Annotated in this window: 24 protein-coding genes; 15 read left to right on the top strand and 9 right to left on the bottom strand. The window is 67.1% G+C overall.

Features of this window, described 5'->3' with window-relative positions; genetic code table 11:
- Positions 1-58 precede the first annotated feature (58 nt).
- From V5F89_RS06570 to V5F89_RS06610, 9 genes are all read left to right on the top strand, one after another.
- The gene (locus V5F89_RS06570) at positions 59-3283 is read left to right on the top strand and encodes a YdbH domain-containing protein (RefSeq protein ID WP_338447442.1); all 3225 of its coding nucleotides are present in this window, start codon (positions 59-61) and stop codon (positions 3281-3283) included.
- On the top strand, positions 3280-3540 hold the full coding sequence (locus tag V5F89_RS06575) for a YnbE family lipoprotein (RefSeq protein ID WP_338447443.1): 261 nt from the start codon (positions 3280-3282) through the stop codon (positions 3538-3540). The genes V5F89_RS06570 and V5F89_RS06575 overlap by 4 nt, the downstream gene beginning before the upstream one ends.
- Before the next feature lie 11 nt (positions 3541-3551).
- Complete coding sequence (locus V5F89_RS06580) at positions 3552-3950, top strand: YdbL family protein (RefSeq protein WP_338447444.1); 399 nt, start codon at positions 3552-3554, stop codon at positions 3948-3950.
- A gap of 127 nt (positions 3951-4077) precedes the next feature.
- Positions 4078-4413: an AtpZ/AtpI family protein gene (locus V5F89_RS06585; protein ID WP_338447445.1), complete on the top strand. Its 336-nt coding sequence runs from the start codon at positions 4078-4080 to the stop codon at positions 4411-4413.
- 70 nt (positions 4414-4483) lie between these two features.
- The gene (locus V5F89_RS06590) at positions 4484-5242 is read left to right on the top strand and encodes a F0F1 ATP synthase subunit A (protein ID WP_338447532.1); all 759 of its coding nucleotides are present in this window, start codon (positions 4484-4486) and stop codon (positions 5240-5242) included.
- A 47-nt stretch (positions 5243-5289) separates the two neighbouring features.
- Entirely contained in the window at positions 5290-5517 is a 228-nt protein-coding gene (locus tag V5F89_RS06595; protein WP_047805836.1) for a F0F1 ATP synthase subunit C, read from the top strand.
- 76 nt (positions 5518-5593) lie between these two features.
- Complete coding sequence (locus V5F89_RS06600; protein WP_338447446.1) at positions 5594-6088, top strand: ATPase; 495 nt, start codon at positions 5594-5596, stop codon at positions 6086-6088.
- The gene (locus V5F89_RS06605; protein WP_338447447.1) at positions 6081-6641 is read left to right on the top strand and encodes a hypothetical protein; all 561 of its coding nucleotides are present in this window, start codon (positions 6081-6083) and stop codon (positions 6639-6641) included. The genes V5F89_RS06600 and V5F89_RS06605 overlap by 8 nt, the downstream gene beginning before the upstream one ends.
- Positions 6642-6716: 75 nt before the next feature.
- Positions 6717-7334 carry a flavodoxin family protein gene (locus V5F89_RS06610; RefSeq protein ID WP_338447448.1) on the top strand — a complete coding sequence of 206 codons (618 nt, stop codon included), beginning with the start codon at positions 6717-6719 and terminating at the stop codon, positions 7332-7334.
- A gap of 9 nt (positions 7335-7343) precedes the next feature.
- Here V5F89_RS06610 and gloB read toward each other — a convergent pair whose 3' ends face one another.
- The 7 genes from gloB to crcB form a co-directional block, all read right to left on the bottom strand.
- The gene (gloB, locus tag V5F89_RS06615) at positions 7344-8099 is read right to left on the bottom strand and encodes a hydroxyacylglutathione hydrolase (RefSeq protein WP_338447449.1); all 756 of its coding nucleotides are present in this window, start codon (positions 8097-8099) and stop codon (positions 7344-7346) included.
- Positions 8100-8209: 110 nt separating this feature from the next.
- On the bottom strand, positions 8210-9910 hold the full coding sequence (gene rpsA / locus V5F89_RS06620; protein WP_338447450.1) for a 30S ribosomal protein S1: 1701 nt from the start codon (positions 9908-9910) through the stop codon (positions 8210-8212).
- 626 nt (positions 9911-10536) lie between these two features.
- Positions 10537-11244, bottom strand: a complete 708-nt coding sequence (locus V5F89_RS06625) for an ATP12 family chaperone protein (protein ID WP_338447451.1) — start codon at positions 11242-11244, stop codon at positions 10537-10539.
- Positions 11241-11447, bottom strand: coding sequence for a hypothetical protein (locus tag V5F89_RS06630; RefSeq protein ID WP_338447452.1), 207 nt, complete (start codon positions 11445-11447; stop codon positions 11241-11243). Before V5F89_RS06630 ends, V5F89_RS06625 begins: the two co-directional genes overlap by 4 nt.
- Positions 11444-12097 (bottom strand): HAD-IA family hydrolase, encoded by a 654-nt coding sequence (locus V5F89_RS06635; RefSeq protein WP_338447453.1) that lies wholly within the window; start codon positions 12095-12097, stop codon positions 11444-11446. The genes V5F89_RS06630 and V5F89_RS06635 overlap by 4 nt, the downstream gene beginning before the upstream one ends.
- The gene (locus tag V5F89_RS06640) at positions 12094-13260 is read right to left on the bottom strand and encodes an RluA family pseudouridine synthase (RefSeq protein WP_338447454.1); all 1167 of its coding nucleotides are present in this window, start codon (positions 13258-13260) and stop codon (positions 12094-12096) included. Before V5F89_RS06640 ends, V5F89_RS06635 begins: the two co-directional genes overlap by 4 nt.
- Positions 13257-13667, bottom strand: coding sequence for a fluoride efflux transporter CrcB (crcB, locus tag V5F89_RS06645; RefSeq protein ID WP_338447455.1), 411 nt, complete (start codon positions 13665-13667; stop codon positions 13257-13259). The genes V5F89_RS06640 and crcB overlap by 4 nt, the downstream gene beginning before the upstream one ends.
- Positions 13668-13925: 258 nt before the next feature.
- Between crcB and rpsU the strand changes: the two genes are divergently transcribed.
- The 6 genes from rpsU to V5F89_RS06675 all read left to right on the top strand — a co-directional run bounded on the left by rpsU (position 13926) and on the right by V5F89_RS06675 (position 19977).
- Complete coding sequence (gene rpsU, locus V5F89_RS06650) at positions 13926-14132, top strand: 30S ribosomal protein S21 (protein WP_047807610.1); 207 nt, start codon at positions 13926-13928, stop codon at positions 14130-14132.
- Positions 14133-14253: 121 nt separating this feature from the next.
- A complete protein-coding gene (locus V5F89_RS06655) occupies positions 14254-14796 on the top strand; it encodes an FKBP-type peptidyl-prolyl cis-trans isomerase (RefSeq protein WP_338447456.1) in 543 nt (180 codons plus the stop codon).
- A 97-nt stretch (positions 14797-14893) separates the two neighbouring features.
- Complete coding sequence (gene gatC / locus V5F89_RS06660) at positions 14894-15196, top strand: Asp-tRNA(Asn)/Glu-tRNA(Gln) amidotransferase subunit GatC (protein WP_338447457.1); 303 nt, start codon at positions 14894-14896, stop codon at positions 15194-15196.
- A gap of 157 nt (positions 15197-15353) precedes the next feature.
- Positions 15354-16853 carry an Asp-tRNA(Asn)/Glu-tRNA(Gln) amidotransferase subunit GatA gene (gene gatA / locus V5F89_RS06665; RefSeq protein ID WP_338447458.1) on the top strand — a complete coding sequence of 500 codons (1500 nt, stop codon included), beginning with the start codon at positions 15354-15356 and terminating at the stop codon, positions 16851-16853.
- A 14-nt stretch (positions 16854-16867) separates the two neighbouring features.
- Positions 16868-18364 carry an Asp-tRNA(Asn)/Glu-tRNA(Gln) amidotransferase subunit GatB gene (gatB, locus tag V5F89_RS06670; RefSeq protein WP_338447459.1) on the top strand — a complete coding sequence of 499 codons (1497 nt, stop codon included), beginning with the start codon at positions 16868-16870 and terminating at the stop codon, positions 18362-18364.
- Positions 18365-18909: 545 nt separating this feature from the next.
- On the top strand, positions 18910-19977 hold the full coding sequence (locus tag V5F89_RS06675) for a hypothetical protein (protein WP_338447460.1): 1068 nt from the start codon (positions 18910-18912) through the stop codon (positions 19975-19977).
- Positions 19978-20055: 78 nt separating this feature from the next.
- Here V5F89_RS06675 and V5F89_RS06680 read toward each other — a convergent pair whose 3' ends face one another.
- Together V5F89_RS06680 and V5F89_RS06685 are read right to left on the bottom strand one after the other, a co-directional pair.
- Positions 20056-20361: a hypothetical protein gene (locus tag V5F89_RS06680; protein ID WP_160733839.1), complete on the bottom strand. Its 306-nt coding sequence runs from the start codon at positions 20359-20361 to the stop codon at positions 20056-20058.
- A 64-nt stretch (positions 20362-20425) separates the two neighbouring features.
- The gene (locus V5F89_RS06685) at positions 20426-23350 is read right to left on the bottom strand and encodes a pitrilysin family protein (protein WP_338447461.1); all 2925 of its coding nucleotides are present in this window, start codon (positions 23348-23350) and stop codon (positions 20426-20428) included.
- Positions 23351-23365 lie beyond the last annotated feature (15 nt).

A 23365-nucleotide genomic window follows, 5' to 3' on the forward strand; every position in this document is an offset into this window, starting at 1 on the left:
CGGCGCGTTCGACAGCGATCCATTGCCTTTGGCGGGCGATGCGCGCAAGTGGGGGCCGATGGCGCTGGCCGAAGACGAGAAGGGCGAAGGGCCGGAAACGGCGGCATCCGGCCGGCGAGCGCCGCGCTGGCGAGTGCGCCTGTCGCTGTTCCTCCTGGCTCTGACGGTCGTCACACTGACCGTGCTGTGGTTTTCGCGCGAGCGGATCGCCGAGGACGTCATCGCCGGGATGCTGGAGGAATACGACCTTCCCGCGCAGTACGAAATCGAAAGTATCGGCCCGGAGCAGCAGATCCTGCGCAACGTGGTCGTCGGCGATCCGGCGCGGCCCGACCTTACGGTAGAGCGCGTGATCGTGAACTTGCGCTATCGCTTCGGCACCCCGGCGATCGGCCGGGTGGTGCTGGAACGGCCGCGCCTGTTCGGCAGCGTTCGCGGCGGGCGAGCGAGCTTCGGCAGCCTCGACCGCGTCCTTTTCGCGCAAAGCGACGCGCCCCCTGGCCTGCCCGATCTCGACCTGCAACTGATCGACGGGCGCGCGCTGGTCGAAACCGACTATGGCCCGGTCGGGATCAAGGCCGAAGGCGAAGGCGAGCTGGACGACGGTTTCGACGGGCAGCTGGCCATGGTTGCGCCGGAGCTGGAGGGGGCAGGGTGCCGCGCGGACGGGGCATCGCTTTACGGCCGATTGACCACGAGCGCGGGAAAGCCGGCATTCGCAGGGCCGCTGCGGCTGTCCGCCCTGACCTGCGAGGATGGGGGCGTGGCGCTGGCCGATCTTGCGCTGTCGCTGGAGGCGACCGGCGATGCCGATCTGGCGGGCTACGAAGGGCAGGCACGCGTGTCCGGCGGGCGCATCGCGCTGGAGGAAACGCGCATCAACGGCATGAATGCCAATCTGCGTGCAAGCTGGCGGAACCGGCGGCTTACCGCGCGCTATTCGCTGGTCGGGCGCGGCGTTGCGCACCCGCAGGCGCAGTTCGCGGTGCTTACGGCCAGGGGAGGGTTGCGCGCGCGCGACGGGTTCTCTCGGATCGAGGTCGAGGCCGATGTCGAAGGCAACGGGCTGCGCACCGGCCGCGCGGTGGCGGAAACGCTGGACGATCTCGCGCGCGGCGGCGCCGATACCCTGATCGCGCCGCTTGCCCGGCGCATGGCCGGCGCGCTCCGGCGCGAAGAGCGCGGCAGCCGGCTGACGGGCAACCTGATCTGGCGCAGGAACGGGGATGCGGTGTCGGCGGTGGTGCCCAATGCCACTTTGCGCGGGGGCAGCGGGGCGACGCTGCTGGCGCTTTCGCGCGTCCATTACCTCGGCGGGCGCGGCCGTGCGCCGCGGCTGACCGGCAACTTGCGCACCGGCGGCGATGGGTTGCCGCAAATGGTCGGTCGGATGGAACAGATTGCGGGTCGCGACGCCGTGCTGCGCTTACGGATGGCCGACTATGCCGCCGGCGATTCGCGTGTCGCCCTGCCTGAACTCGTGCTGGCCCAGGGCGCCGGCGGGCAGCTCGGCTTCTCGGGCCGCGCGGTGGTGTCGGGCGCGCTGCCGGGCGGCGCGGCGCGCGACCTGGTCGTGCCGCTCGACGGCCATTGGTCCTCCGCGCGCGGGCTGGCCTTGTGGCACGAATGCACCGATTTCCGGTTCGGCCGCCTCGCCCTGGCCGATCTCGTGCTCGAGCGCCGCGGCCTGCGCCTGTGCCCGCCGCGCGGGGGGCCGATTCTGGCTTACGACGCGCGCGGGCTGCGGATCGCGGCGGGCGCACCTTCGCTCGATCTCGCGGGCGAGCTGGCGGGCACCGCGATACGGCTTGAAACGGGTGCGGTCGGGTTCGCCTGGCCCGGCAACCTCGCCGCACGCGAGGTGTCCGTCGCGCTCGGACCCGAAAGCGAAGCCAGCACTTTCCGCATCAGCAGCGTTCAGGCAACGCTCGGAAGCGAGATCGAAGGGACCTTCGCCGATGCCGACGTCGCGCTGTTCGCCGTCCCGCTCGACTTGCGCCAGACGGCCGGGCGCTGGCGCTATGCCGACGGGATCTTCGCGATCGGGGAGGGAAGCTTCGTCCTGGAAGACCGGAGCGAGGAAGATCGCTTCAAGCCGCTGGTGGCCCGCGATGCGACCCTGTCGCTCGAAACCGACACGATTCGTGCCGGCGCGTTGCTGCGCGAGCCGACCAGCGATCGCGAAGTGGCGCGCGTGGCAATCGTCCACGATCTTGCGCGCGGTGCGGGCCACGCCGATCTCTCGGTCGCAAGCCTGGTGTTCGACGAGGCGCTGCAACCCGACATGTTGAGCGAGCTGGCGCTGGGCGTCATCGCCAACACCCGCGGCACCGTCACCGGCACCGGGCGGATCGACTGGGACGGGCAAGGCGTGACCAGTTCCGGGCGGTTTTCCAGCGAGGGGCTCGACTTCGCTGCCGCTTTCGGCCCGGTTCGGGGCGCTTCGGGCACGATCGTCTTTTCCGACCTGATCGGCCTGACAACCGTGCCGGGCCAGCGCCTGCAGGTCGCCTCGATCAACCCCGGGGTCGTAGTGACCGCGGGCGAGGTCGAATTCGCATTGCGCGAGGGGCAGTTTCTGTCGGTTGCCGGGGGCACCTGGCCGTTCATGGGCGGAACCCTGACATTGCGCCCGGTGGACCTGAATATCGGCGCGAGCGAGCGGCGCGCCTACGTCTTCGAAATCGAAGGCCTCGATGCCGCGACGTTCGTCCAGCAAATGGATTTGGGCAATATTTCCGCCACCGGCACGTTCGACGGCGAAGTGCCGATCGTCTTCGACGAGGCGGGCAACGGGCGCATAGAGGGCGGTCGCCTGGTCTCGCGCGCGCCGGGCGGCAATGTCTCCTATGTCGGCGAGCTGACTTACGAGGACCTGTCGCCGATCGCCAATTTCGCCTTCGACGCCTTGCGTGCGCTCGATTATCGGCGGATGACCGTGGAAATGAACGGCAGCCTGTCGGGCGAGATCGTCACCCAGGTCCGGTTCGAGGGCGTGAGCCAGGGCGAAGGGACCAGCAAGAACTTCGTCACCCGGCAGATCGCGGGCCTGCCGCTCGAATTTCGCGTCAATATCCGCGCCGCCTTCACCCAGTTGCTGACCAATCTGCGCTCGCTCTACGATCCGGCTTTCGTGCGCGATCCGCGCGAGCTGGGCCTGCTGTCGGACGACGGCGAGCGGCTGCAGCGCCGCGCGCGGCCGCCCGACGATGCGCTTCGGCCCGAAAACACAACGCCCGACGAACCATCCGTTCAGACCCAGGAAAGCGAGACAATGCCATGAAGCCCGCTGAATTGACTGCCCGCCGCGCGGCTGCGACAACCCTGCCGATGCAGGGGGAAGCAAAGCCATGGTCGCGGGCGATCCGTTCGCTGGTGCTGGTGATGGCCGGTTCGGCGGCGCTGGGGGGCTGCATTTCGGTGGAGGCCCCGGACAAGCCGATCGTGATCGAGCTGAACATCAATATCCGGCAGGAAGTGATCTACCGGCTCGCGGAAGACGCGGGCAATACGATCGAGGAAAACGCGGATATCTTCTGATGGGAACCGTCATGAACAGGAATATGTTTCACAAGGTCTCGCTCGCTGCCGCGGCTTTCGCGCTTGCCGCAGGCGGTCTCGCCGCCCCCGTGCAGGCGCAGCGCGATCCGGCCTACGAGGCCGCGCGCGCCAGCGGCAAAGTGGGCGAGAAGATGGATGGCTACCTCGGCATCGTCGGCGCTTCCACGCCGGAATTGCAGCGGATAGTGAACGACATCAATATCAAGCGGCGCGCGGTCTATGCGGAAAAGGCGCGGGCGGCGAACGCGACGGTGGAAGAATATGCCCTGACCGCGGGGTGCATCGCCATCGCGAAGACTTCGCCCGGCGAGAAGTACCAGGCGCCCGACGGTACGTGGAAGACGCGCACCAGCGCCCCGCCGCAGCGCGACAGCCGCTGCCCCGGCTGACCCTGCCGCCGGTTCCGGCCAGGCGGGGCAAGCCGCCGATTGACTCGCCAAAAGGGGCAGCCTAAGGGGGCGGCGCCCTCGGCGGGCAGGTGTTGCGCATGCTGCGTATTTCCCTAAGGAACACGGCATGAACGACGAAAAGCCCGCACGAGAACCAATCGCCGAGGATGCGCGGATCGACGCGCTCGAAGAGCGGCTCAGGGCCGCACGCGAGCGTGAAGATCAACGCAACCGGCCGCAAGTGCAGAGCGCCGATGCGAATTATCGCAGCGGCAACCGGGTGCTGGCGGATCTCCTGGGCGGTATTCTCGGCGGCCTCGTGCTCGGTTGGTTGGTCGATACCTTCGCCGGCACGTCGCCCTGGGGTCTGTTGGCCGGCCTGTTCCTCGGAATAGTGGTGGCCTTCAGGAACATTTTCCGGATGGCGAACACGCGCTCCGACGACTCCTCGCCCGAGGGGTAGCCGCGAGCGCGAATGTTCATGAGGTAGGGACGTAACAGCCGTGGCAGCCGAACCGGCAAAGGTCGACCCGATGTACCAGTTCACGATCGAGCCGATGTTCGGCTCGCAGAACTGGGAACTGGCGGGCTACAACATCGCCTTCACCAACAGCGCGCTGTGGATGCTGATCACCACCGTGGTCCTGGGCGTCTTCGTATGGGGCGGGACGAAGCGCCAGCTCGTGCCCGGCCGCTGGCAGATGGCGGTCGAAACCTTCACCGGTTTCGTCGACAACATGCTGGAAGCCAATGTGGGCAAGGCCGGGCGCAAGTACGTGCCTTATGTCTTCTCGCTGTTCATGTTCATCCTCTTCGCCAACCTCCTCGGCCTCCTGCCGCTCGGCGTGGTCGGCCTTCACCCGTTCACTTTCACCAGCCATTTCACGATCACCGGCGTTCTTGCCGCGATCAGTTTTTCGATCGTCCTGATCGTCGGCTTCTGGAAGCACGGTTTCCATTTCTTCAGCCTGTTCGTGCCGCACGGCACGCCGCTGCCGATGATCCCGGCGATCTTCCTGATCGAGCTGGTCAGCTTCGCCGTGCGCCCCTTCAGCCTCGCGCTGCGACTGTTCGTGGCGATGATGGCCGGGCACGTCCTGCTGGAGGTGCTGTCCAGCTTCGTGATCGACGGCACCAACGCGGGCGTCGGTTTCGCGGCCCTGGTCGGCCTGCCCAGCTTCCTGCTGATGATCGGCATCTGCGCGCTGGAAATCCTGGTCGCGGGCATTCAGGCCTATGTATTCGCTCTCCTGACGTCGCTCTACATCAACGACGCCGAGAACCTTCACTGAGTTTTACCAACCCGAATTAACGAATTCGATCCAAAGGAGTTTTTGAAATGGACGTAGAAGCTGCAAAGCTGGTTGGCGCCGGTCTCGCCGCGATCGGTGCGGGCATGGCCGCGATCGGTGTGGGTAACGTGTTCGGCTCGTTCCTCGAAAGCGCGCTGCGCAACCCGGGTGCCGCCGACGGCCAGCAGGGCCGCCTGTTCATCGGCTTCGCCGCTGCCGAGCTGCTCGGCCTGCTGGCGTTCGTCGTGGCGATGATCCTGATCTTCGTCGCCTGATCGACCGATACCCGTCGCCGGCCGGACTTGTGCCGGCCGGCACGCCTCTTTCCGCTGATTTCCGGGACGCGCTTCGATGCCCCAGATAGCCCAGCTCGCAGATACCTATTCCAGCCAGATATTCTGGCTGCTGGTGTTCTTCGGGATCGTCTTCTTCGTCGTCGGCCGGGGCATGGTGCCCAAGGTGATGGACACCGTTTCCCAGCGTGACAGCCAGATCGCCGCCGATCTCGCCGCGGCCGAGGCCGCGCGCGCGCAGGCGGACGAGGAAGAGGAAGCCTGGCGCAAGCGCGAGAACGAAAATCGCGCCGCGGCCCAGGCGCTGATCGCCAAGGCCAAGGCCGAGGCGGCGGCCGCCAGCGAAAAGAAGCTCGGCGCCGCGCAGAAGCGGCTCGATACCAAGCTGGCCAAGGCCGAAGCCGAAATCGCCGAGGCGCGCACTTCGGCGCTGGCCGAAGTGGAAGATGTCGCGGCCGAGGCGGCGCGCGACATCGTTCAGCGCCTCGCCGGCGCCAGCGTGACCGCTGCCAGCGCCAAGAAGGCTGTGAAGGAGGCCTTGAACCATGGCTAACACGCCCCAGGTCTTCGCCACCGAGGCGGCCCAGACCGAAGTGGTCGAACACGGTACGGCCCACCACGTGGAGCCGGAGCTGTTCGGCCTGGCGCCGTTCCAGGTCGTCGCCGTGGCGATGATCGTGCTGATCCTGATCGCGGTGTGGAAGAAAGTCCCCGGCATGATCGTCGGTGGGCTGGACAACAAGATCGCCGCGATCCGCCAGCAGCTCGACGAAGCCAAGACGCTTCGCGCGGAGGCAGAAGCGCTGCGCGACGAATATCGCCGCAAGGTGTCCGGCGCGGAGAAGGACGCCGAGGCGATGCTCGACAATGCCCGGCGCGAAGCCGACGCGATCCTCGCCAAGGCGGAAGAGGACAGCAAGGCGATGGTCGAACGCCGCAAGCGGATGGCCGAAGACAAGATCGCCGCCGCCGAGCGCGAAGCGATCAAGGATGTGCGCAATCGCGCCGCCACCGCCGCCGCCGCCGCCTCGCGCAAGCTGATCGCCGAAAAGCACGACGCCGATGCCGACCGCAAGCTGGCCGACGAGTTGATCGCCGGTCTCTGATCTGCGGTGGGGCCGGCAAGGCGCCGGAACGATCGAAGGGCCGTGTGCTTCTTCCTGTGACGACAGGAGAATCACATGGCTCTTTCCGCAATCGCCCTCAACTGCACGCTCAAGCCTTCGGGCGGCGAGGCGAGTTCGACCGATGCGATGATCTCGGTGCTGGCCGATGCTTTCGCCGGACATGACGTTGCGCTCGCCGAAACGCTGCGCGTCGTCGACTACAATGTCCTGCCGGGGGTAACCTCCGACGAGGGGGAGGGCGACGACTGGCCGGCGCTGCGCGAAAAGATCCTCGCCCACGACATCCTGATCTTCGGCGGTCCCATCTGGCTCGGGCAGATCGGCTCGGTCGCGAAGCGGGTGCTCGAACGGATGGACGCTTTCCTCGGCGAAACCGACGACAGGGGGCGGATGCCCAGCTACTCCAAAGTCGCGGTTGCGGCGATCGTCGGCAACGAGGACGGCGCGCACTGGTCGACTTCGCAACTGTTCCAGAGCCTCAACGATCTGGGCTGGACGATCCCGGCGGCCGCGGCCTGCTACTGGGTCGGCGAGGCGATGGGGTCCACCGATTTCCAGGATCTGGAGCAGACGCCCGACAAGGTTTCGCAGACCGCCGCGGCAGTGGCCGCCAACGCGGCCCACCTCGCCGGCCTGCTCAAGGACAAGCCCTATCCCGGGCAGGACGGATAGCCGCCCGGCTCAGAAGCTGTCCTTGGCCGCCCGCAGCGCGGCGAAGGTTTCGTGCGGGGCGCCGCCGCCCCAGCGTTCGCGCAGCGCCGCGTCGTCGGCGCGCAGGAAGGGGTTGGTCTCCAGCTCGCGCGAGAGCGGCATCGGCACGGTCGGCTCGCCGCGCGCACGGCGCGCGTCGATTTCCTCGGCATAGCGGCGCAGCGCGGCGTTGTCCGGGTCTGCGTGGAGCGCGAAGCGGGCGTTGGCCTGGGTATATTCGTGGGCGCAGTAGAGCGTCGTTTTGCTTGGCAGGTCCCTGATCCGCTCGAGACTGGCCCAGAACTGTTCCGGCGTCCCCTCGAACATCCGGCCGCAGCCGAGCGCGAAGACGCTGTCGCCGACGAAAGCCATCCCCGCGTCCGCGAAATGGTAGGCAATGTGCCCCTCGGTATGCCCGCCGACGTCGATCACGCGCGCCTCGTGCGTGCCCAGCGTCACGCGGTCCCCGTGGGCGACCACGCGGTCGATCGGGGCGAGTTTCTCGACTTCGCGCGGGGCGACGACCGTGGCCCCGGTCGCGTCCACGATGGCCCGGTTCCCGCCGGCATGGTCGGGATGCCAGTGCGTGTTCCAGATCTGCGTGATCCGCCAGCCTTTCGCGTCCGCCTGGCGCATGTATTCGGCGCCGTCGGGAGTGTCGATGCAGGCGGTTTCGCCGCTGTCCGGGTCGTGCAGCAGATAGCCGTAGTTGTCGTCGAGACAGGGGAACTGGTGAACTTCGAACATGGCCCGCATCCTACGCGTCCCCGCCCCTGTAGGAAAGGCCCGCCTGCCGGGTGGCAGACGGGCCTTCCTGTCGCCTCGTGTCCCCGCCGTCGCGGGGACATGCGGCAGGGTCAGTCTTTCTTCTTCAGCGCTTCGCCGAGGATGTCGCCGAGCGACGCGCCGCTGTCGGACGAACCGAACTGGGCCACGGCTTCCTTCTCTTCGGCGATCTGGCGCGCCTTGATCGAAAAGTTCGGCTTCTTCGAACGGTCGAAGCCGGCGACCAGCGCGTCGACCTTCTGGCCGGGCTGGAAGCGGTCGGGGCGCTGCTCGTCGCGGTCGCGGCCGAGGTCGGAGCGCTTGATGAAGCCGGTCGCGCCGTCTTCGCCGACCTGGACCTCCAGCCCGCCGTCGCGCACTTCGAGCACGGTGACGGTGACGGTTTCGCCCTTGCGCAGGCTGCCCGAAGCGGCGCCTTCGCTCGGCGCGCCCTTTTCGAGCTGCTTCATGCCCAGGCTGATGCGTTCCTTGTCGACATCGACGTCGAGCACGACGGCCTCGACCTGCTCACCCTTGCGGTGCAGCGCCAGCGCGTCTTCGCCCGAAATGCCCCAGGCGATGTCGGACATGTGGACCATGCCGTCCACGTCGCCGTCGAGGCCGACGAAGAGGCCGAATTCGGTCGCGTTCTTGACTTCGCCCGAAACCTTGGACCCGATCGGGTGCTTCTCCGCGAACTCTTCCCACGGATTGCGCTGGGCCTGCTTGAGGCCGAGCGAGATGCGGCGCTTCTCGCTGTCGACTTCGAGCACCATGACTTCGACTTCCTGCGAGGTCGAAACGATCTTGCCCGGATGGACGTTCTTCTTGGTCCAGCTCATTTCGGAAACGTGGACCAGGCCCTCGATGCCCGGTTCCAGTTCCACGAAGGCGCCGTATTCGGTGATGTTGGTGACGGTGCCGGTCAGCTTTGCGCCGACCGGGTACTTGGCGCCGACGCCTTCCCACGGATCGCTTTCGAGCTGCTTCATGCCCAGGCTGATGCGCTGGGTTTCCTCGTTGATGCGGATGATCTGCACGGTCACCGTCTGGCCGATCTCGATGATCTCGCTCGGGTGGTTGACCCGCTTGTAGCTCATGTCGGTGACGTGGAGCAGGCCGTCGATCCCGCCGAGGTCGACGAAAGCGCCGTAGTCGGTGATGTTCTTGACCACGCCGTCGATCACCTGGCCTTCGGACAGCTTGTCGATCAGCTCGCTGCGCTGTTCGGCGCGGGTTTCTTCGAGCACCGCGCGGCGGCTGACGACGATGTTGCCGCGGCGGCGGTCCATCTTCAGGATCTGGAACGGCTGCGGCATGTCCATCAGCGGGGTGACGTCGCGCACCGGGCGGATGTCGACCTGGCTGCCGGGCAGGAAGGCCACGGCGCCGTCGAGGTCGACGGTGAAGCCGCCCTTGACGCGGCCGAAGATGCGGCCTTCGACGCGCTTGCCTTCGCCGAATTCGCTTTCCAGCTTGTCCCACGCGGCCTCGCGGCGGGCGCGATCGCGGCTGAGCATCGCCTCGCCTTCGGCGTTCTCGACCCGGTCGACGTAGACTTCGACTTCGCTGCCGACTTCGAGCCCGTGCTCGTCGTCGACACGCATGAATTCCTTGAGGTTGATGCGGCCTTCGCTCTTCAGGCCGACGTCGACAACGGCCATGCCGTTTTCGATCGCGGTGACGGTACCCTTGACGACGCGGCCTTCGAAGCCTTCGTCGCCCGCACCGCCGAGCTGTTCGTTGAGCAGCGCCTCGAAATCGGCGCGTGTGGGATTGGCGGAAGTTGCCATGAGTTGAAGTTTCCTAATTCACGTTTTTTCCGGCCAGGCGGTTGGGTCCGCCGGTCTTGTGGCCAGACTCTCCGCCGGGCCGGATGCCGTGGCGGAGGTTCTTCGAATGCGCGGGGAGGGGGAGGGGCGGGAAATGCAGGCCGGGCGGTCGAACCGCGCGAATGTGACCGGCAATGCCAAAGGAAGCCTGCCTCCGACCGGACCCATGCGTCCGTCGAACGGGCGGGCGCCTAAGCCAGATAGCCGAAAAAGGCAAGCGAAACCGAGCGGCATGGTTGACACTCGAAGGGTCTGTTGTGCGCTGTGACTTTCGCCCTTGTCCCCTCGGCCCGGCGCGGTGTGCGCGCCGCCCCGCTGTGACCTTCCGCGCCCGGGGTCGCACCCGGGTGTGACTTTCGGCCGGGCCGCGTCCGCCCGGCGGCCCGCGGGGCGGGGCCGTCGGGCGGGCGGGGCGATGCGACCGGAAGGGCGGGGCAGGGCGTTCATGCCGGTCTGGTGGCACAACCGGGGGCCTGTAGGAAAATGGTTTTTTCGTGCCGGCGTGGCGAGGCGCGCGAGACGCTCGCCGAAGCACGGAGCCGGAGCGAAGGCCGGTCGTGCCGAGCCCTGCGCCGCGCGGGGTGCGGTCAGGACAGGTCGGAGCGCTGCGCCAGCTTCGTGAATTCGCTGGCCGTCATGAACCGCGCGCGGCGCCGTTCGCGGCGCGTGGCGGCCTCTTCGTCGCGGCCCCATAGCTCGGCTTGCCAGTCCTCCTCCACGTTCGCCGCGTTCCACAGCGCCTGCGGATCGGCATCGTCGTGCAGCGCGGCCAGCGCCACGCAGAGCGAGGCGGCGAGCGAGGCCATGGCCTGGACCCCGGCGAGCGTGAAGTCGTCCGCACTCTCCAGCCGGGCGCGCAGGGTGGCGAGGGTGGCGGGGGGCTGCGGCCGGTGGATAACCCCGCTGACCCGTTCCAGCCGTACCCCCTCGCGCGCCTCCAGCGCGGCGACCAGCGGCTCCCACAGCTCGTGCTGGCGGCGATAGAGCGGCTCGTCGGGGTCGGCGCGATAGCAGAGCGTGTCGGTCTCCGCGAAAGCCAGGATGCCGGCGATGGCGGCGTCGCGATCGGGGCGGATCACGTCGATCGCATAGTCGGCCAGATCGCGCAGGACGAAATCGGACGGGTCGACCGTTTCCCCCTGTCGCGCCCATTCGGCGGCCAGGGCGTCGGCCAGCGCCCACGTGGGCACGACTTGCGGCGCGCCGAGCGCGGTCCTGATCGGGCGCCCGTCCAGCGCGACGCGCCAGCCGTCATCGTGCGGCGCGACCGAAACGTCGCGATAGAAGCGCTTCATTCCTTTGGCGTCCGCCAGCGCCGGGCCATGAACAGCGGCACGACGAACACTTCGACCAGCCCGACGGCGATCAGGACATAACCGACCCCTTCGGCCAGATCGATCGCGCCGCGCACCGCGAGAATGCCGAGCAGGATGAACGCGATGCCGGTAAAGCGGATCGCGACGATCGCGAAATGGCGCCCCATGGCGGGATCGGTCATGGCAACAGGTCTCCCAGTTCGGCGGGGCTGGAGGCGACGTGCGCCGCCCCCGCTTCGCGCAGTTCGTCTTCGGTGTGATAGCCCCAGGCGACGCCGATCGCGCGCACGCCGGCCGCGCGCGCCATTTCCATGTCGAACGTGGTGTCGCCGATCATCACGGCATCGCCGGCCAGCGCGCCGGCTTCGAACAGCGCCGCTTCCAGCATGGCGGGATGGGGCTTGGACGGGTGCCGGTCGGCGGTTTGCAGGGTGACGAAGCGCTCGGTCAGGCCGTGCGCGGCGAGGCAGCTTGCCAGCCCGCGGTCGGACTTGCCCGTTGCGACGCCCAGCGTCCATCCGCGCGCCGCCAGCCCGGCGATCGCTTCGGCAATCCCGTCGAACAGCGGCTCTTCCAGCGTACCGTCGAGGCGGCAGGCGCGGAACGCTTCCTTGTATGCCTCCACCGCATGGCGCTGGCGTTGTTCCTCCGCATCGGGCGCCAGCAGGCGCACGGCCTGCGGCAGGCTCAGCCCCACGATCCGGCGCACGTCGTGCCGGGCGGGCGCAGGCAGGCCGGCGCTGGCGAAGGCCGTTTCCATCGAGGTGCAGATCGGCGCCTGCCCGTCGACCAGCGTGCCGTCGCAATCGAAAACCGCCAGGCGAACGGTCATTTGCGCCTGCCTTTCGGCCCGCCCGGCCCTTTCGCCTTCGCGGGCATTGCGCCGCGCTGGCGCCGTTCGCCGCGCCGCCCCTTGCGATATTGCTTGGCATGTTGGCGCGCGGCCTGCTTCTTTTCCGCGCGCGAGCGTTCGGGCGGGGATTCGCGCAGCGGCTCCGCCTCGCTCAAGGCAAGGTCGAACCCCAGTTGCTCCATGCTGGCGGCGAAGTGTTCGGGCAGGTCCGCGGTCACGTCCAGCTTGCCGCCCGTTTTCCCCGCGCTGCCCGGCTGTTCGATAATCAGGCGGCGCGCGTGGAGGTGCATCTTGCGGCTGACGCTGCCGGTCAGGAATGCGTCCTGCCCCCCGTACTTGCCGTCGCCCACGATCGGGTGCCCGATCGCCGCCATATGGACGCGCAGCTGATGCGTGCGCCCGGTCAGCGGCTCCAGCTCCACCCAGGCGGCTTTCTTGCCCGCGCGGTCGACCACGCGATAGCGGGTCACGGCGCGCTGGCCGCCCTCGTGATCGACATGCATCTTCTCGCCGCCGGTGCCCGGCTGCTTCGCCAGGGGGGCATCGATCGTCCCTTCCGCCACATCGGGAACGCCGACCACCAGCGCCCAGTAGACTTTCTTCGCGCTGCGCCCGGCGAAGCGCTTGGAATAGGCGGCCGCGCTGCCCGGGGTGCGCGCGACCAGCAGCACGCCGCTGGTGTCCTTGTCCAGCCGGTGGACCAGGCGCGGGCGCGGGTCGTCCTCGCCCGGCGCGAAGGCGTCGAGCAGCCCGTCGACGTGGCGATGGGTCTTGCTGCCGCCCTGCGTCGCAAGGCCCGGGGGCTTGTTGAGCACGATCGCGGTCTTGGTCTCGGCGATGACCATCGCTTTCGCTTCCGCGATCTCCGCGTCGGTCAGGGCGCGCTTTGCGCGCGGCTTGCGATGCGGCGCCTCGCCCCCCGGGGGCACGCGCACGGTCTGGCCGGCCGCCAGGCGATCCTCCGGCTTGGCGCGCCCGCCGTCGACGCGGATCTGCCCGGTGCGCGCCCATTTGGAGATCGTGGCAAAGCCGATCTGGGGCAGGTGACGCTTGAACCACCGGTCCAGCCGAATGCCGTCGTCGTCGGGTTCGACCGCGAACTGGCGGACTTTGTGCGGATCGGGGCCGGCGGGCACGCTCATGCCGCGATCCGCATGGCGATAAGGCCGATATAGAGCGCGCTCAGCCCGGCGAGGACCGAAACGAGCGCATAGCTGGCGGCGAGCCAGGGCTGGCCGCGCTCGATCAACAGCATGAGTTCGAGGCTGAAGGCGGAAAACGTCGTGAACCCGCCCAGCAGGCCGACGCCGGCGAGCAGGCGCCACTGTTCGCCGCCGCCGGCACCGTGGCGCGCCAGCCATCCGGCAAGCAGGCCCATCGCACAGCTGCCGACGACATTGACCGCCAGCGTCGCCCAGGGAAAGGCGGTCACCGCCTGCGGGCCGAGCAGGTGGGTCAGCAGCCGCCCGACCTGGTAACGCAGGACGGCCCCGGCCCCGCCCCCGGCAAAGACGTAGAGGCTGGCCGCAATCGGTGAAATGCTCGTCATGCGCCGCCTTTAGACGGCAATGCGCCGTTCGTCATCCCACCCGCGCAAGTTCGCCGCGACGAGGGGTAGGGCGCGGGGGCGGGTGGCGAGAACGAGGCATATTCGCGTGGCGGCTTGCCAATTCGCCGCGATTTGCCTATGTGCGCGCTGGTTCGAGCCGGTCCGGAACGGATTCGGCGCGTTTTTCGTTTGATTCGTAAAGGCGCATCCCCCCGCGCTGTGCGGGCTCTGCGCCATTGCTGTGAGGTGTTTGAATTCATGCAGATCATCGTTCGCGATAACAATGTCGACCAGGCCCTGCGCGCGCTCAAGAAGAAGCTGCAGCGCGAGGGGGTGTATCGCGAGATGAAGCTGCGTCGCCACTACGAAAAGCCCAGCGAGAAGCGGGCGCGCGAGAAGGCCGCCGCCGTGCGCCGCGCGCGCAAGCTGGAACGCAAGCGGGCGGAGCGCGACGGCGCCAAGTAAGGCCCTGCGCGCCGCCCCCGCGCAGGCGGCGGCGGCGCTTCGCGCTTGAACCCACAGCAGCGATAAGCCTACAGGGCGCGGGAAGCGATTCCCGCGCCCTTTCGCAGTTCAGGAACCTTGCATGACCGAAGTAACCCGCGTCCCGATCCAGCCCATCGCCAAGGGCAGCCTGACAAAGTTGTGGTTGGGCGTCCTCGTCGCGATCCTTCTCGCCGGCGGACTGGCCTGGGCGGCGGTGCCCCAGGGCGTTTCGGTCGAGGTGATCGAGGCGGGCGAGGGTGCGAACCCGGCGGCGGACGATGTCGTGCTGGTCAATTATACCGGCAAGCTGGCCGACGGCACGGTGTTCGACGAAGGACAGGCCACGCCGCTCCCGCTCGAAGGGATGATCGAGGGGTTCCGCGAAGGCGCGGTGAAGATGCAGAAGGGCGGCAAGTACCTGATCGAGATCCCGGCCGAGAAAGCCTATGGCGACGAGGAGAAGGTCAATCCGATGACCGGCGAAGTCGCCATCCCCGCGGGCAGCGCCCTCGTGTTCGAGGTCGAGCTGCTCGATTTCATGCCGTTCGAGCAGTTCCAGCAGCGGATGCAGGCGATGCAGCAGATGATGGAAATGCAGCAGCAGCAGGGCGGGGCCCAGGGCGTGCCGCAACCGGCCGAGTGACCGCAGCGCGGGCAGTCCGCCAGTGCCAGCTTGAACGCCGCCCGGCGCGCTGCTAGCGCCGGGTATCGCAATCCTTTCCAGACGAAGGGCAATCCGCATGTCCGTCGACCAGACCACCGTGGCGAAAATCGCCTCGCTGGCCCGCATCGAGATGAGCGACGAGGAACTGGCGCGCATGGCGCCCGAGCTGTCGCAGATTCTCGATTGGGTCGAACAGCTCGGCGAAGTCGATACTTCGCAGGTCGAACCGATGACCGCCGTCATCCCCAACACCTTGCGCCTGCGCGCCGACGAGATCGACGCCGATCCGCTGACCGGCGGCAACCGGCGCGACGACGTGCTGGCCAATGCCCCTGCGGCGGAGCACGGCTTTTTCGGTGTCCCGAAGGTGATCGAATGATGTGCCTGGCCCTGTTCACAAGCCCCGGCCCCCTCATGAGCCCCGGCCCCCTCATGAGCCCCAGCCCCCTCATGAGCCCCAGCGAAGGCTGGGGCCTCCCTCTATCGTGCGGAGCGCTGGCGGCACGAGGCCCCGGCCTTCGCTGGGGCTCGGCGCTATGACCGACTTTACCGAACTCGGCGTCAAGGCGATCCGCGACGGGGTCGCCGCGGGCGATTTCACCGCGCGCGAAGTGGCGGAAGCCTTCAACGCGGCGGTCGCGGGGGCGGGCGCGCTCAACGCCTTCATCGTGGCGACGCCCGAAAAGGCGATGGAAGCCGCCGAGCGCGTCGATGCCGACCGCGCCGCCGGCCGCGATCTCGGCCCGATGGCCGGCGTGCCGATCGGGATGAAGGACCTGTTCGCCACCGAAGGCGTGCCCACGACCGCCGCGAGCCACATCCTCGAAGGGTTCGTGCCCCGTTACGAAAGCACGGTGTCGCAGAACCTGTGGAACGCGGGCGCGGGCATGTTGGGCAAGCTCAATCTCGACCAGTTCGCAATGGGCTCGTCCAACGAAACGAGCCATTTCGGCAACGTGGTCAGCCCCTGGCGGCGCAAGGACGGCGGCGACACCGACCTTGCGCCCGGCGGCTCCTCCGGCGGTTCCTCGGCCGCGGTCGCGGCCCGTATCGCGGCGGCGGCGACCGGGACCGACACCGGCGGCTCGATCCGTCAGCCCGCCGCCTTCACCGGAATCTGCGGGATCAAGCCGACTTACGGCCGGTGCAGCCGCTGGGGCGTGGTGGCCTTCGCCTCCAGCCTCGACCAGGCCGGGCCGATGGCGCGCAGCGTCGAAGATTGCGCGATCATGCTCGGCGCGATGGCCGGCTTCGATCCGAAGGACGCGACCAGCCTCGACCTGCCGGTGCCCGACTGGGAGGCGAGCCTGTCGGACGACTTGCGCGGCAGGAAAGTCGGCATTCCCCGCGAGTACCGGATGGAGGGCACCGACCCCGAGATCCTGGAAAGCTGGGAACGGGGCAAGGAATGGCTGCGCGACGCGGGGGCGGAGATCGTGGATATCTCGCTGCCGCACACGAAATATGCGCTGCCGGCTTACTACATCATCGCGCCGGCCGAAGCCTCCAGCAACCTCGCGCGTTACGACGGGGTGCGTTACGGCCTTCGCGAATTGCCGGTCGACGCGGCGGGCAAGGGTGCGGGGCTGCAGGACATGTATGCCGCGACCCGCGCCGCGGGCTTCGGCGACGAAGTCAAACGCCGCATCCTGATCGGCACTTACGTGCTCTCGGCAGGCTTCTACGATGCCTATTACAATCAGGCGCAGAAGATCCGCACTCTGATCGCACGCGATTTCGAGCAGGCCTGGGCCGAATGCGACGTGATCCTGGCCCCGACGACGCCCACCGCCAGCTTCCCGCTGGGCGACAAGACCGACGATCCGCTGGCGATGTATCTCAACGACGTCTTCGCCGTGCCCGCCAGCCTGGCCGGTCTGCCGGCGATGAGCGTGCCCGCCATGCTCAACGGCGACGGTCTGCCGCTCGGCCTGCAACTGGTCGGCAAGCCGTTCGACGAGCAGGGCGTGCTCGACGCCGGCCTGGCGATCGAACGGCGCGCCGGGTTCGATGCCCGGCCGGAGAAGTGGTGGTGACGGGGGCCGAGACGATGAGCACGTATCGCATCCAGGGCGCGACGGGCGAGTGGGAGGTCGTGATCGGCCTCGAAGTTCATGCGCAGGTCACGTCCAACGCCAAGCTGTTTTCCGGCGCCTCCACCGCCTTCGGGGCCGAGCCGAACACGCAGGTCAGCCTGATCGATGCGGCGATGCCGGGGATGCTGCCGGTGCCCAATCGCGAGTGCATCCGCCAGGCGGTGCGCACCGGCATGGCGATCGAGGCGCAGATCAACGCCTGGAGCCGGTTCGATCGCAAGAACTACTTCTATGCCGATCTGCCGCAGGGCTACCAGATTTCGCAGCTCTACCACCCGCTGGTGGGCGAGGGGCAGTTGCTGATCGAAGCGGACGAGAAAGCCGGCATTGCCGAAGACAAGGTGATCGGGATCGAGCGCATCCATGTCGAGCAGGACGCGGGCAAGCTGATGCACGACCAGCACCCGACGATGTCCTACGTCGATCTTAACCGCTGCGGCGTGGCGCTGATGGAAATCGTCAGCCGCCCCGATATGCGCAGCCCGGCCGAGGCGGGCGCCTATCTTCGCAAGCTGCGCACGATCCTGCGCTATGTCGGTTCGTGCGACGGCAACATGGAGGAAGGCTCGATGCGCGCCGACGTGAACGTTTCGGTCCGCCGGCCGGGCGAGGAGTTCGGCACCCGCACCGAGACGAAGAACGTCAATTCGGTGCGCTTCGTCATGCAGGCGATCGAGCACGAGGCGCGCCGCCAGGTCGACCTGATCGAAGATGGCGGCACAGTGGTGCAGGAAACCCGGCTGTTCGATCCGAACAGCGGCACCACGCGATCGATGCGCAGCAAGGAAGACGCGCACGATTACCGCTATTTCCCCGATCCCGACCTGCTGCCGCTGGAACTGGACGAGGACTTCCTCGCCGAATGCCGCGCCAGCCTGCCCGAATTGCCCGATGCCAAGCGCCGCCGCTATGTCGAGGACCTGGGGCTGAGCGAGTACAACGCCCGCGAACTGACGGCCGAAGTGGAGACTTTCGCGCGTTTCGAAACGCTGCTGGCCGCGACCGCCAAGGGGATCGGCAAGAGCGAGAGCGAAGTCGCGACCCAGGTCGCCAACTGGTCGCTTTCCGTCGCCCCCGGGGTGATGAACGCGCTCGGCGACGAGGCGAACCCCGCGCACGCCACGGCAGAGGCCCAGGCCGCGATCCTTGCCATGCAGGCGCGCGGCGAAATCTCGGGCGGGCAGGCGAAGGAAATCTTCGAGATCGTCCTCAAGACCGGCCGCGAACCGGGCGAGATCGCCGAGAGCGAAGGCCTGAAGCAGGTCAGCGACACCGGCGCGATCGAGGCGGCGATCGACGATATCCTCGCCAAAAACGCCGACAAGGTGGAGGAATACCGCGGCGGGAAAGACAAGCTGTTCGGCTTCTTCGTCGGCCAGACGATGAAGGCCATGCAGGGCAAGGCCAACCCGGCGGTGGTGAACCAGTTGCTGAAGGCGAAGCTCGGGTGAATCCCCGGAATGGCGCAATATCCGATTGCGAGTTTTTCTTCATGATCTAAGAAGAGTGCGGGGTTGTCTAAACAGGGGGGTGCGATGAGAACGCTTTTCTCAGCTCTGCTGCTATTGCCGCTTGCCGGCATGGCGCAGGCGCAAGCCATCAAGAACGAACCGCCGCAGCGCGCATTTATCGAAGCAGAAATCGAAGCCGTCCAGATGCCGGCCCTCGCCTTCGAGGAGACGCCGGCCATTGCCGACGATTACGAGAAGTATTTCTACTTCCACCGGGAAGATACGAGCTTCGATGAAGCCTATGCCGATATCACCGAATGCGATGCGCTGAGCAGCGGGCTTAGCTATTACTCCGCGAACGACGCTGCGATCGCCGGAGCAATGGCGCAATACGGCGTCCTTGCCGGCGGTATCGGGGGTGTTGTCGGCGGGCTTATGGCCGATGCCATCTTCGGTTCCGCCGAGCGTCGCAAGCAACGGCGCATGAACTTGCGCAACTGCATGTATTACAAGGGTTACGACCGCTACGGGCTCGAGAAGGATTTGTGGCAGGAGTTCAATTTCGAGGAAGGGTTGTCGCGCGAGAACGCGGAAGATCGCGAACGCGCAATCCTGATGCAGGCGCGCGTCGCCTCGGGCCCCAAGCCGGAGCAGGAGGCCATCGAACCATGATCCGTCGAATTGCCATACTCGCCGCCTGCACCGTTGCGATTGCTTTCGCCCCTGCCGGGCAGGCGCAGGAGGTCGAGAGTCGCGCGATCGAAAGAAAGCATCTCGATTCGGGCAAGGCGAAGCTCGATCCGTCCAAAGCCTATATCTATATCACGGGGCCCGCGCGCACGGCGGGGGTCTTCATCAAGACCGCCGATGCGCAGGATATCTCCTTGTACGAAGCCGAGTGGAAAGAAGAATTCGCGGACGAGCAGAGGAAGTATGCCCGCAAACTCAAGACCTGGGAGCGGGTTGCCAAATCGGGCCGAAATGCCGGATCGAAACCGATCGAGCCAACCCCCCAGAATTTCTCGATCGGTCCGCTCGAGCAGCGGCTTATCGTGAGCTTCGGGCCACAATACATCTACGACAAGGGTAAGAATGCAAGCGGAGAGCGCTGGTTCAGTTATCTCATCGAAACCGAACCCGGCAATTACACCTATCTGGGTCCGGTGTCCTACGCGCCCGGAAATCCGGTCGCCGGTGTGTGTTATTGCATGGGCTCGGTGCAGTTCGATGTGCCGGCGGGGCAGGTTACCAGTCTCGGAGATTTCCTCGCATTTCGCTGGGTCGACGCGGATGCCGCCCGACAGGCTTCGGTCGCACCTGCGGTGGAGCAGTTGGCGGCGGAAGTCGTGCCGGTCGACTATTCGGTTCCTCCCGAATTGGCCGAGTTTGGCGCTGCACCTGCGGATTTGCGCGCGGCAGGGAAGACCGACAACTTCCTCGGCGTGATGATCGGTCGGATGCCTCCGATCGAGGGGGTGCTCGCCTACGATCGTGATACGCCGATCGATTTGAAGGGGCTCGCGGCGAAGAACGCCGTCGAAGCTGCAGCGGCTGCACCGACAGCTGAAGCTCAGATCGAAATGGCCGTGGAGGATGCCGAAAGGCAGCCTTGATCGTTTGAGCAGAAGAATGGCCCCGCGACCTCGGCGAGGTCGCGGGGCCTGTTCTGCGCCCACACTTTGATCGTGCGATCAGCCCGTGCGCTGGCCGGTCATCGGCATGGCGCCGAAGGCGCCGGCGTTGACGGTGCCGGTGAGCTGGTCGCCCTCGACCGTCGCCTTGCCTTCCAGCGTCATCGGCATCGGCACGGTCATGTCCATCTTCCAGGTCAGCGTGTTGCCGTCGATCTTGCCGTCCTTCACGTCCATCGAGCCGAGCGTGCCCGCATTCTGGCCGGTGAACGTGGTGCCGTCGTCGCTCGGGACCACGGTGAACGTGCTCTTCTGCTCCCCCATCGGGGTCTTGGTTACGCAGTCGTAAGTTCCGCCAACAGACATTGTCATCTCCTCGGTTGAAGTTCGGCCCTAGCAATCGCCTCCGCTTACATCGATGTCAACAAGCTCATTCGCCCGAACCCGATTCGGATCGCCGCACTTCGACCGGCAGGCCGATGCCTTCGAGCTGGGGTTCGACGACCGAAGCATCCCCGACGACGACGAAGACGAGATCGTCGCCCAGCAGCGCGGCGCGCGCCGCCGCATCGAGCTGGGGGGCGGTGAGCGAGGAATATTTCGCGGCGAGCGTTTCGTAATAGTCGTCGGGCCGGTCGTAGGTGACGATGTTCACCATCCCGCCCAGCACGTCGCCCGAGGTTTCGAACCGGCCCGGCAATTCGCGCACATTGCCGTTGATCAGCCGGGTCAGCTCGGCCGGGGTCACCCCCTTGTCGTCGGTATAGGCGGCCAGGTCCTTGCGCAGTTCGACGATCGAATCCGCCGTGCGGTCGGCCTGGACCGGGGCGTAGATCATGAAGCTCGACCGGTCGAGCGGCTGGCGCACCAGGCTGCGCACGCCGTAGGACCAGCCCTTTGTCTCGCGCAGGTTCATGTTGATCCGGCTGAGGAAGTTGCCGCCGAACACCTCGTTCGCGGCGTTGAGCACGACGAGGTCGTCGGTCCCCTTATGCTCCAGCACGCGCCCGGCCATGATTACCGACTGCGGCGAATTGGGCCGGTCGATCAGGATCACCCGCGATTGCTGGGGCGGGATCGGAGTATCGAAGTTCTTTTCCGGCGCCGGTTCGGCCGGCGCCTGCCAGTCGCCGAAGCTCGCCTCCAGCAGCTGCGTGACTTCGGCCAGCGAGGTGTCGCCGACCACGAACACCCGGGCCTTGTCGGGGCGCAGCCAGGTGCGGTGGAAATCGCGAATCTCGCCGATCGCAACCGTTTCGACCACCTCGGCCCTGCCGGTGCCCGACGGCGGAATGCCGTAAGGATGCCGCTCCCCGAACAGGACCGGCGCCAGCGCGCGCTGGGCGATCGCACTGGGATTGTTCAGCTCGTTTTCGATCCGGGCCAGCTGCCGGGCGCGGACACGTTCCAGCTCCTGCGCGTCGAACGCGGGCTGGCGGATATATTCGGCCATCAGCTCCAGCGAAGGGGCGAGATTGGGGGCCATCGCGTCGAGCCCGATCGATGTCGTGTCGGCATCGGCAGAGGCATAGAGACTGGCGCCCAGCCGCTCCTTGGCAATGGCGAGCGCGGTCGAATTGAGACGCGCCGTCCCCTCGTCCATCAGCGACAGCATCAGCGACTGGATGCCCAGCTTGTCTTTCGGATCGGCCGAATATCCCGCGTCGAAATTCACCCGCACGCTGACGGTCGGCACTGCGTCGCGGCGGGCGAAGAAGACTTCCATCCCGTTCGACAGCGTCGCGCGTTCGATATCGGGGAAGTCGAGCGGTTTCAGCTCGCCCACTTCGGGAAGGCGGGAACGGTCGGCCTCTGCCGCCTGCGCACCGCCTTGCATCGCGAACGGACCGGAATAGAACGCAGGGCCGGCCAGCCCGCTGTCGGTCCCGGCGTCTGCCCCGGTGAAGAAGCCGCCGCGGTGCTCGCCGCCTTCCTGCCGGTCGCCCGGCTCCACCGTGAGGGCAAAGACCGGCCGCGACAGCCACTTGGCGGTCACGTCGCGAACCCGCTCCGGCGTCATCGCGGCGGCGGTCTGGAGCACTTTCTTGTATTCGGCGGGATTGTCCGAATAGAGCAGCCCCTGGGCCAGCGTCGGCGCCTTGCCGCCGAAGCCGCCGACCTGTTCCAGCCCGCGGATCTGGCCGGCGGCATAAGTCGTCGTGGCGCGCTGCAGCTCGTCGGCGGTCGGCCCTTCGGCAAGGAAGCGGGCGATTTCTTCGTCCAGCGCGGCGGCCAGCTCGTCCCGGTCCACCCCCGGCCTGGCATCGGCATAGACCACGAACTGGCCGGCCTGTTCGAAAATCTGCGCGCTTGCGGCTACCCGAACGGCCAGCTGTTTTTCACGCACCAGCGCATTGTCGAGCCGCGAGCTGGCGAGGCCGCCCAATACGGTCGCGCCCATCGACAGGGGCAGGTATTCGGGATTGTCGAGCCCCGGCACCGCCCACATGCGATAGATCCGCGGGCTGGCGATGCGATCGTAGATCGTTTTCGCCTTCGGTTCGGGCAGGGTCGGTACCGGGGCGCTGACCGGTTCGATCGCGGGGCCGGCGGGGATCGCGCCGAACCACTTGGTCACTTTCTCGCGCGCGGTCGCGGTGTCGATATCGCCGGCGAGGACCAGCACGGCATTGTTGGGGCCGTAATGGTCGCGGAACCAGTTCTTCACATCCTCCAGCGTCGCGCCCGACAGGTCATCCATCGAACCGATGGTGGAATGGTGGTAGGGATGGCCGGAGGGATAGAGGTTTTCGAGCTGCTCGTACTCGACTAGGCCGTAAGGCTGGTTGTCGCCCTGCCGCTTCTCGTTCTGGACCACGCCGATCTGGTTGTCGAGCTTCTCCTGAGTCACCGCGCCGAGCAGGTAGCCCATCCGGTCGCTTTCCAGCATCAGCGCTCGGTCGAGCGCGCCGGTGGGCACGGTTTCGAAATAGTTCGTGCGGTCGAACCAGGTCGTGCCGTTGAAATCGGTCGCGCCGACCTCTTGCAGCGGCTCGAAGAAATCGCCGGGCGCGTTCTCGCTGCCGTTGAACATCAGATGTTCGAACAAGTGGGCGAAGCCCGTCTTCCCCTCCGGCTCGTGCTTCGATCCGACCCGATACCAGACCGAAACGGCGACCACCGGCGCCTTGCGATCCTCGTGCACCAGCACGGTCAGCCCGTTGTCGAGCTGGAACTGTTCGTAAGGGATCGAAACGCTTTCGATCAGCTCGGATACCGGGGCCGGCTCGCCGGTGACCGCGGCCGCCGCCGCTGCGGGGTCGGTTGCGGGATCGGCGGCGGCGCGGGCCTGGACCGTGGTGCCGACGGCAAGCGCGAGCGCGGCAAGGCTGACGGTGGCGAGTTTGAATTTCATGGCTTTCCCCCGGGA

Origin of the sequence: Pelagerythrobacter marensis, assembly GCF_036700095.1 — a bacterium.
Classification (GTDB): domain Bacteria; phylum Pseudomonadota; class Alphaproteobacteria; order Sphingomonadales; family Sphingomonadaceae; genus Pelagerythrobacter; species Pelagerythrobacter marensis_A.

Coding starts and splice junctions, on each gene's coding strand:
- V5F89_RS06655 (WP_338447456.1), top strand. CDS start 14,254: ATGACCGAAGTAACCCGCGTCCCGATCCAGCCCATCGCCAAGGGCAGC.
- V5F89_RS06610 (WP_338447448.1), top strand. CDS start 6,717: ATGGCTCTTTCCGCAATCGCCCTCAACTGCACGCTCAAGCCTTCGGGC.
- V5F89_RS06635 (WP_338447453.1), bottom strand. CDS start 12,097: ATGACCGTTCGCCTGGCGGTTTTCGATTGCGACGGCACGCTGGTCGAC.
- V5F89_RS06590 (WP_338447532.1), top strand. CDS start 4,484: ATGTACCAGTTCACGATCGAGCCGATGTTCGGCTCGCAGAACTGGGAA.
- V5F89_RS06600 (WP_338447446.1), top strand. CDS start 5,594: ATGCCCCAGATAGCCCAGCTCGCAGATACCTATTCCAGCCAGATATTC.
- V5F89_RS06580 (WP_338447444.1), top strand. CDS start 3,552: ATGAACAGGAATATGTTTCACAAGGTCTCGCTCGCTGCCGCGGCTTTC.
- V5F89_RS06640 (WP_338447454.1), bottom strand. CDS start 13,260: ATGAGCGTGCCCGCCGGCCCCGATCCGCACAAAGTCCGCCAGTTCGCG.
- V5F89_RS06680 (WP_160733839.1), bottom strand. CDS start 20,361: ATGTCTGTTGGCGGAACTTACGACTGCGTAACCAAGACCCCGATGGGG.
- V5F89_RS06630 (WP_338447452.1), bottom strand. CDS start 11,447: ATGACCGATCCCGCCATGGGGCGCCATTTCGCGATCGTCGCGATCCGC.
- gloB (WP_338447449.1), bottom strand. CDS start 8,099: ATGTTCGAAGTTCACCAGTTCCCCTGTCTCGACGACAACTACGGCTAT.
- V5F89_RS06625 (WP_338447451.1), bottom strand. CDS start 11,244: ATGAAGCGCTTCTATCGCGACGTTTCGGTCGCGCCGCACGATGACGGC.
- rpsU (WP_047807610.1), top strand. CDS start 13,926: ATGCAGATCATCGTTCGCGATAACAATGTCGACCAGGCCCTGCGCGCG.
- gatC (WP_338447457.1), top strand. CDS start 14,894: ATGTCCGTCGACCAGACCACCGTGGCGAAAATCGCCTCGCTGGCCCGC.
- V5F89_RS06585 (WP_338447445.1), top strand. CDS start 4,078: ATGAACGACGAAAAGCCCGCACGAGAACCAATCGCCGAGGATGCGCGG.
- gatA (WP_338447458.1), top strand. CDS start 15,354: ATGACCGACTTTACCGAACTCGGCGTCAAGGCGATCCGCGACGGGGTC.
- V5F89_RS06570 (WP_338447442.1), top strand. CDS start 59: ATGGCGCTGGCCGAAGACGAGAAGGGCGAAGGGCCGGAAACGGCGGCA.
- V5F89_RS06685 (WP_338447461.1), bottom strand. CDS start 23,350: ATGAAATTCAAACTCGCCACCGTCAGCCTTGCCGCGCTCGCGCTTGCC.
- V5F89_RS06595 (WP_047805836.1), top strand. CDS start 5,290: ATGGACGTAGAAGCTGCAAAGCTGGTTGGCGCCGGTCTCGCCGCGATC.
- V5F89_RS06575 (WP_338447443.1), top strand. CDS start 3,280: ATGAAGCCCGCTGAATTGACTGCCCGCCGCGCGGCTGCGACAACCCTG.
- V5F89_RS06605 (WP_338447447.1), top strand. CDS start 6,081: ATGGCTAACACGCCCCAGGTCTTCGCCACCGAGGCGGCCCAGACCGAA.
- gatB (WP_338447459.1), top strand. CDS start 16,868: ATGAGCACGTATCGCATCCAGGGCGCGACGGGCGAGTGGGAGGTCGTG.
- crcB (WP_338447455.1), bottom strand. CDS start 13,667: ATGACGAGCATTTCACCGATTGCGGCCAGCCTCTACGTCTTTGCCGGG.
- rpsA (WP_338447450.1), bottom strand. CDS start 9,910: ATGGCAACTTCCGCCAATCCCACACGCGCCGATTTCGAGGCGCTGCTC.